General features: G+C 40.3%; 6 protein-coding genes. 3 read left to right on the top strand and 3 right to left on the bottom strand.

What is annotated here, in order from left to right; all coding sequences use genetic code 11:
* Positions 1 to 214: 214 nt before the first annotated feature.
* A complete protein-coding gene (locus V7137_RS23840) occupies positions 215 to 1,336 on the top strand; it encodes a tripeptidase T (protein WP_335700372.1) in 1,122 nt (373 codons plus the stop codon).
* Between the two features lie 80 nt (positions 1,337 to 1,416).
* On the top strand, positions 1,417 to 2,694 hold the full coding sequence (locus V7137_RS23835; RefSeq protein ID WP_335700371.1) for a DNA polymerase IV: 1,278 nt from the start codon (positions 1,417 to 1,419) through the stop codon (positions 2,692 to 2,694).
* 60 nt (positions 2,695 to 2,754) lie between these two features.
* On the opposite strand, the gene zwf is transcribed toward V7137_RS23835, so the two are convergent.
* The gene (gene zwf / locus V7137_RS23830) at positions 2,755 to 4,221 is read right to left on the bottom strand and encodes a glucose-6-phosphate dehydrogenase (protein ID WP_335700379.1); all 1,467 of its coding nucleotides are present in this window, start codon (positions 4,219 to 4,221) and stop codon (positions 2,755 to 2,757) included.
* 283 nt (positions 4,222 to 4,504) lie between these two features.
* Here zwf and rnz point away from each other — a divergent pair, with 283 nt between their 5' ends.
* Positions 4,505 to 5,431: a ribonuclease Z gene (gene rnz / locus V7137_RS23825; protein WP_335700370.1), complete on the top strand. Its 927-nt coding sequence runs from the start codon at positions 4,505 to 4,507 to the stop codon at positions 5,429 to 5,431.
* A 55-nt stretch (positions 5,432 to 5,486) separates the two neighbouring features.
* Here the strand turns inward: rnz and namA are convergent, their stop codons facing one another.
* Together namA and V7137_RS23815 are read right to left on the bottom strand one after the other, a co-directional pair.
* Positions 5,487 to 6,503, bottom strand: a complete 1,017-nt coding sequence (gene namA / locus V7137_RS23820) for an NADPH dehydrogenase NamA (protein WP_335700369.1) — start codon at positions 6,501 to 6,503, stop codon at positions 5,487 to 5,489.
* Positions 6,504 to 6,585: 82 nt separating this feature from the next.
* Positions 6,586 to 7,393 (bottom strand): glycosyltransferase (locus tag V7137_RS23815; RefSeq protein WP_335700368.1); only part of this gene is annotated, 808 nt, incomplete at its 5' end.

Genomic DNA, 7,393 nt, shown 5'->3' with positions numbered 1-7,393 from the left:
GACCGCCCGCGAACCGCACAGGCCTGGAGCGGAAATCAACAGGCAAGTTTAACAGTGCCATAAACAAACTGCTACTCCCGGTTTAGGTGTACTCTCTATCATTTGAAGATACTTTTATTAAAAGGTATACTAAAATAGGAAAAGCACAAGTGCTTAGTCTTTCCTAGGCACCAGAGCTGGACAAATAGTGAGTACATAATTGGAGGTCAATCTAATGGTTAATCAGGAACGTCTTTTGAATGAATTTTTAGAACTTGTGCAAATTGACTCAGAAACAAAATTTGAGACAGAAATTGCAAAGGTATTAAAACAAAAATTTACGGAGCTTGGCCTCGAAGTTTTTGAAGATGATACAACAGCTGTAACTGGACATGGTGCTGGTAACCTAATTTGTACACTGCCGGCAACTAAAGAGGGTGTTGACCCGATTTATTTTACTTGTCATATGGATACTGTTACACCCGCTAAAGGTGTAAAGCCATCTATAAAAGACGGTTATGTCGTTACGGATGGAACGACGATTTTAGGTGCCGATGATAAAACGGGAATTTCAGTTATACTTGAGACAATTCGTCAATTAAAAGAACAAAACCTGCCACATGGCTTGATACAATTTGTGATTACTGTTGGGGAAGAGTCTGGTCTTGTTGGTGCAAAAGCACTTGATTCTTCACTGATGAAAGCAAAATTCGGATATGCCCTAGACAGCGATGGCTTAGTTGGTAACGTAGTGGTAGCTGCCCCAACACAAGCAAAGGTAAAAACCGTTATTTACGGTAAAACAGCACATGCTGGTGTAGCACCAGAAAAAGGGGTCTCCGCGATTACAATTGCAGCTAAGTCGATTGCGAAGATGCCGTTAGGAAGAATTGATCACGAAACAACTGCCAACATTGGCCGCTTCGAAGGAGGCCAGGCAACCAATATCGTATGTGACCGTGTTGATATTTTAGCGGAGGCACGTTCACTTATCCCTGAAAAAATGCAAGCTCAAGTGAGTAAAATGAAGGAAGCATTTGAAACAGTTGCTGCAGAAATGGGCGGCAGAGCCGAAGTAAATGTAGAAGTCATGTATCCAGGCTTTAAATTTGGTGAAGGTGATCATGTTGTCGAAGTCGCACGGAAGGCAGCTGCCAAAATTGGTCGTAGTTGTGAACTTCAGCATAGCGGCGGCGGTAGTGATGCCAACGTATTTGCTGGGTTCAATATTCCAACCGTAAATCTTGCTGTTGGTTATGAAGAAATTCATACAACAAACGAACGCATGCCAGTTGAAGAATTGTATAAGCTTGCAGAAATGACACTTGCGATTATCGACGAAGTGGCAAATCAATAATCTATTTGAAAGGAGAACCTAACTGTAGGTTCTCCTTTTTGATATACTAAGGGAAGAAAATGTGGTAAGGAAGTGCCAGCATGAAAGAAATGTACCCCAAAAATGGAAGAGTCATTTTACATGTAGATATGAATAGCTTTTATGCATCTGTTGAAATGGCCTATGATCCCAATCTTAAGGGTAAACCGCTCGCGATTGCTGGAAATGTAGAGGAGCGCAGAGGTATCATTGTCACCTGCAATTACGAAGCAAGAAAATTTGGGGTAAAAACTACGATGCCGCTTTGGGAAGCGAGAAAATTATGTCCGCAGTTAATCGTCATGAGACCCAACTTTGAGCGTTATCGAGCCGTTTCCATTGGTATGTTTGAAATTCTCAGGCACTACACAGACCTTGTAGAGCCCGTTTCAATTGACGAGGGATACTTGGATATAACGGAGAGCTTTGAGTACGGAAGCCCAATCGAAATTGCTGAGAGTATTCAAAAACGGATATTAGAGCAACTAGATATACCATGTAGTATCGGGATAGCTCCAAATAAATTTTTAGCGAAAACAGCTTCAGATATGAAAAAGCCAATGGGGATTACCATTCTGCGAAAACGTGATATACCAAACGTTCTTTGGCCTTTGAACACAAATGATATGCACGGTGTTGGAAAAAAGACAGCTGAAAAATTACAGACAATTGGAATTCACACAATTGGTGATTTAGCAAAAGGGAATGAGATTCAACTAAAAACACTGCTCGGCATCAATGGAATTCGATTAAAAGAACGAGCAAATGGGATCGATTACCGCCCTGTTGACCCGGAATCGATTGAGGAATTTAAGAGTATCGGCAATTCAACAACCCTTCCTCGGGACATTAGTAATCAACATGAACTTTTTCGTGTGTTAACGTCATTAGCAGAAACGGTTTCAGTAAGGCTGAAGCGAAAGAAGGTGCTTGCAGGAACTCTTGGGATAACCATTCGTTATAAGGATCGAAGGACGATCACTAGAAGTAAAAAACTTCCCAACCCAACCAATCATAAAGACGATATATCTTCCTTTGCTCAGCAGATTTTTCTAAATGCTTGGAATGGAGACGCTGTGCGATTACTAGGGATTACAGGCAATGATTTAGTAGATCATGACCATGCCTATAAACAGTTAGATTTATTTTCGTATGAAAAGGATGCCAAAAAAGAACCCTTACTTAATGCACTATCTAGTCTTCGTGAAAAATACGGAAAAAAAATTATCGAAAACGCGGGGGCTCATCAAACTCCTACTTCCGACAATATCGGTGCAGGAACGAGCTTTAATAAAGACTTTCTCCAAACCTTTCCCAATAAAAATAATGACCCAGAGTAAAAATCACCACTTTGCTGTCATAACAAAGTGGTGATTTTTTAAACGGGCACTTCTGCCTTATTATTTACAAATATCAACATCTAGATCTGTTACCGGCCACCAGAAGTAGCCGTCTTTTTCTAGCAGCTCATCTGCCTCTTTTGGACCCATTGTCCCCGATTGGTAATTAGGGAAGTTTTCCTTCGTACTTTCCCATACCGCAGAAATTTTATCAACGAAACTCCAAGAATAGGCCACTTCATCCCAATGTGTAAAATTCGTTGCATCGCCTCGCATGCAATCGTAAAGAAGTTTCTCATAGCCTTCAGGAGTATTCATCGCATGGATACCTGTATTGGCAAAGCTTAGTTTTACCTCTTGTGCATCTAAATGTCCACCTGCCTTCTTGGCGTTTAGGTGCAGTGTAATTCCTTCTTCTGGTTGAATGTGAATCACAAGGAGGTTTGGATTTAACATTTTTTCGGTTTGGTAATATAGATTCATTGGTATATCTTTAAATTGAACCACTATTTTTGTTGATTTTGTTAACATTCTTTTTCCTGTTCGAATGTAGAAAGGAACACCAGCCCAACGGAAATTATCAATCATAATTTTGCCGGCAACAAAGGTTTCTGTATTCGATTCCTTGTCCACCATCGGTTCATCACGATAAGCAGGTACTTGGACTTCTTCAACCTTACCTTCACCGTATTGACCACGAATAAAATAATCATTGACTTGTTCACCCTCAACCGCCCGAAGCGCACGAAATACCCGAACTTTTTCGGAACGTATTTCATCGGTAGAGAGGTTTATAGGTGGTTCCATTGCAAGCAAAGCCACCATTTGCATCATGTGGTTTTGCAGCATATCTCTAAGGGCGCCGCTTGTTTCATAATAACGGCCGCGTTCTTCAACTCCGAGAACTTCACTAGAGGTGATTTGAATATTTGAGATATAACGGTTATTCCAAAGCGGCTCAAAAATAGCATTGGCGAATCGGATTACTTCGATGTTCCTCACCATTTCTTTGCCTAAATAATGATCGATCCGATAAACTTCTTTTTCTTCAAACGCACTTCTGATTTGTTTATTTAGCTCGATTGCAGATGGTAAGTCATGTCCGAAAGGCTTCTCAATGACGAGGCGTTTATAACCCTTTACGGCTGTAAGTTTGTCTGATTTTAAGTGCAAAGCAATGGTTCCAAAAAATTCAGGTGCCATCGCAAGATAAAAAATACGATTTCCTTCTAAATGATAGTTTTGATCAATCTCATCTGCTAAATTTTTTAATAAAGCGTAAGAATTGGAATCAGCAACATCATGTGATTGATAGTAAAAATGAGAGATAAAGTCCTCAATCCTGTCTTTTTCTCCTAGGGCTGATATGACCGAATCTTTGACTGAATGTTGAAATTCATCGTTTGATAGGGATCTCCTTGCTACCCCTATTACGGCAAATTTAGTTAATTTACCTTTCTCAAATAACCGGTAAAGGGACGGAAACAACTTCCGTTTTGCTAAATCTCCAGTCGCACCAAAAATCATAATTAATGAAGTCATGTTTCCAGTCTGCTCCAAAGTAAATACCTCTTTTCTGTTTATGTAAAAATGCTTAATAATCTTATGTTCACATTGTTTGATTTTATCGCATTCCATCAGACTTCGCAAAAATAATACAATGCAAGTCGGTCATTTTTTTATTTTTCACATATTAATTCCTGATATTCACTTATTATATAGCCATCCTTTGAGGAGAAATTGAATTCTGTTTGTGCTATATTATCAATATTGGATTTAAGGAACGGAATTTTGAGAGGAGTTTTTATTTGTGGATATATTTTTCTTAGGAACTGGAGCAGGAATGCCGGCAAAACTCCGTAATGTGACGTCTATCGCACTGAAATTGCTTGAGGAGCGGGGAGCGGTTTGGTTATTTGATGCCGGTGAAGCTACCCAACATCAAATTTTACATACTTCGATAAAACCACGACGAATTGAAAAAATATTTATTACCCACCTTCATGGTGATCATATCTACGGGTTGCCTGGATTATTATCAAGCCGCTCTTTTCAAGGCGGGGAATCAGAGGTAACGGTTTATGGGCCTAAAGGAATAAAAGACTATATTCATGCCAGCCTATCTTTAAGCCAGACCTATTTGAAATACCCTTTGGTTGTTACCGAGATTGAAGAGGGGATTATTTTTGAAGATCAACAGTTTATGGTGGAAGCTCGGCGACTTGACCACGGTATCCCTTCCTATGGATATCGAATCGTTGAAAAGGATAGACCTGGAACATTGCTTGCAGATAAGCTGAAGGAAGCGGGAGTACAGCCGGGACCGATTTTTAGAAAAATTAAAAATGGTGAAGCAGTAACCCTTGAAGACGGCAGGACCATTGATCCAAATGAGTTTCTGGGTCCGGAACAGAAGGGGAGAATTGTCACGATTTTGGGTGATACACGGTACTGCGAAAATGCGATTTTATTGGCTGAAAATGCAGATCTTTTAGTACATGAAGCAACCTTTTCTTCAAATGAAGAAAGACTTGCCCACGACTATTTTCATTCAACCACCCATCAAGCTGCAGAAGTTGCACGGAAGGCTGGCAGTAAACTATTGTATTTAACCCATATAAGCTCTCGGTATGATCGAAATAATTGGCTGGAATTAGTGGATGAAGCGAAGGAAGTATTTCCGAATACAGATATTGCCGAGGATTTTAAAGAAATAACGATTCCGCTTCATATTTAACTAGGTTGCAAATAAAAAGAGGATGTCATGTTGTTGACACCCTCTTTTTGATCTATTACCAAGCGCGCTCGTATTGTTTTGGTCCCTCAATCGTAACGCCAAGTTCCTTTGCTGCAGTCCGCGGCCAATACGGATCGCGAAGTAATTCACGTGCTATGAAGACTAAATCGGCTCGGTCATTTTGTATTATTTCCTCAGCTTGAATCCCTGAAGTGATTAATCCTACTGCACCAGTTGATATGTCAGCACCATTTTTAATGGTTTCGGAGTACTTTACTTGGTATCCAGGATAGACGTGAATATGGGCAGGGACAACAGCACCAGAACTTACATCAATTAAATCGACGTTCTGTTCTTTCATCCATTGACTAAAAGCTATGTAATCTTCTGGAGTTAATCCTTGTTCGTGATAATCATGAGCAGATACTCTCACAAATAATGGACCGTCCCAAACAGTTTTCACTGCATCAATGACTTCACGGAGGAATCTGTAGCGGTTTTCAGCAGAACCACCGTAATCGTCGGCTCTTTTATTGGATAGCGGCGAAAGGAATTCATTGATAAGATACCCATGAGCGCCATGGATTTCAATCACATCGAAACCGGCTTTTCCTGCACGCTCCGCACCTTTTTTAAATGCTTCGACTGTTTCTTCAATATCTGTTTTGGACATTTCCTTTGGTGTTTTCATTTTTTCATTAAAAGCTAGTGCAGAAGGGGCAAGAATTTCACCTTCTAATACGGCTTTCCTGCCGGCATGGGCGAGTTGAATCCCAGTCTTAGCACCATGCTCTTTCATTAGACCAACAAGCTCAGTAAAGCCTTCAACATGCTCATCGCTCCAGATACCTAAATCTCTAGGTGAAATCCTGCCTTGAGGTGTTACTGATGTTGCTTCAACAATGATCAGACCGACCTGACCGGCGGCTCTGCTTGTATAGTGAGTACGATGCCAGTTTTGTAAATGGCCATCTTCGTTGTGGCTCGAATACATACACATTGGCGACATCACGATCCGATTTTTAAGTGTGACCCCCTTGATGGTATAGGGGGAGAATAGTTTTACTGCCATTATATAAGCCTCCCGAAATTAAATAGTAAACAATCCTTTTTTAGTATAGCAAAAGGATTGTTTAATGAAAAAAATCAAGCTTTTATTCTTTTTCTCGGAGTTCGCTTAACCGATAGGTTGTTCCCCTCCAAACAATACCGCCGCGCTTAAAGGTTAGAAGGCTCGCCCGAAGAATCGAATAAATAAAGAGCAAGGCTGTAATGGGAAAAACCAAAAACATGAGAGGGGAGAATAACGTTAATTTTTTAATGACCACAATATAAAGAATTCCACTCAGTACAATATTACCGAACGATAACAGGGCGACAGTCTTATTACCGGAAAAAATCATCAAAAAGGGGAGAACGTTTGTGATAAAAACCCCAAGGATCGCAAAAATGACCATGCTGATTCGGTAGTGTAATCCTGCAAATGTATTTTTCTCTAGGCCGATTAATGCTTCTTTTAAACTTCCATACCATTCCACTTCAATTAAATGTAATGCAGTCACAATTCTTTGGCGGTAACCGGCTTTTTTCATTTTCATCCCGAGCTGCAAATCATCATCCGGTCGCATTTTTATCTTCTCATGTGTACCAAAAGCTTCATATGCCTCTTTTAACACAAGATTAAATGCGCCTATCCCTGTTCCAATCTTTGATTTTGGGTTGTTGGCTAACCACGGTCGTTTAAAATAAGAAAAACCAAACAGGAAAAAGGCGACAAATGTTTTTAGCCAAAACCGGTTAGCACTTAAGTTTGGCGCAGCAGTAAGGTGATCCAAGCCGTTCCTTTCAAAATAATGGAGCGCTTTTGCAAAGGCATGTTTTTCGAATTTCACGTCAGCATCGGTAAACAACAGCCATTTACCACCCGAAGCCTGATTTGCACCTGTGTATAATGCGTTATTC

This window comes from Neobacillus drentensis, from assembly GCF_036962765.1.
GTDB classification, from domain to species: Bacteria; Bacillota; Bacilli; order Bacillales; family Cytobacillaceae; genus Neobacillus; species Neobacillus drentensis_C.
The sequence above is the reverse complement of the archived record's forward strand: the minus strand, read 5'-3'. Positions and strand labels throughout refer to the sequence as shown.

Bases quoted from the DNA above. Each gene is read 5' to 3' on its own strand.
- namA (WP_335700369.1), bottom strand. From the start codon at position 6,503: ATGGCAGTAAAACTATTCTCCCCCTATACCATCAAGGGGGTCACACTT.
- V7137_RS23835 (WP_335700371.1), top strand. From the start codon at position 1,417: ATGAAAGAAATGTACCCCAAAAATGGAAGAGTCATTTTACATGTAGAT.
- zwf (WP_335700379.1), bottom strand. From the start codon at position 4,221: ATGATTTTTGGTGCGACTGGAGATTTAGCAAAACGGAAGTTGTTTCCG.
- V7137_RS23840 (WP_335700372.1), top strand. From the start codon at position 215: ATGGTTAATCAGGAACGTCTTTTGAATGAATTTTTAGAACTTGTGCAA.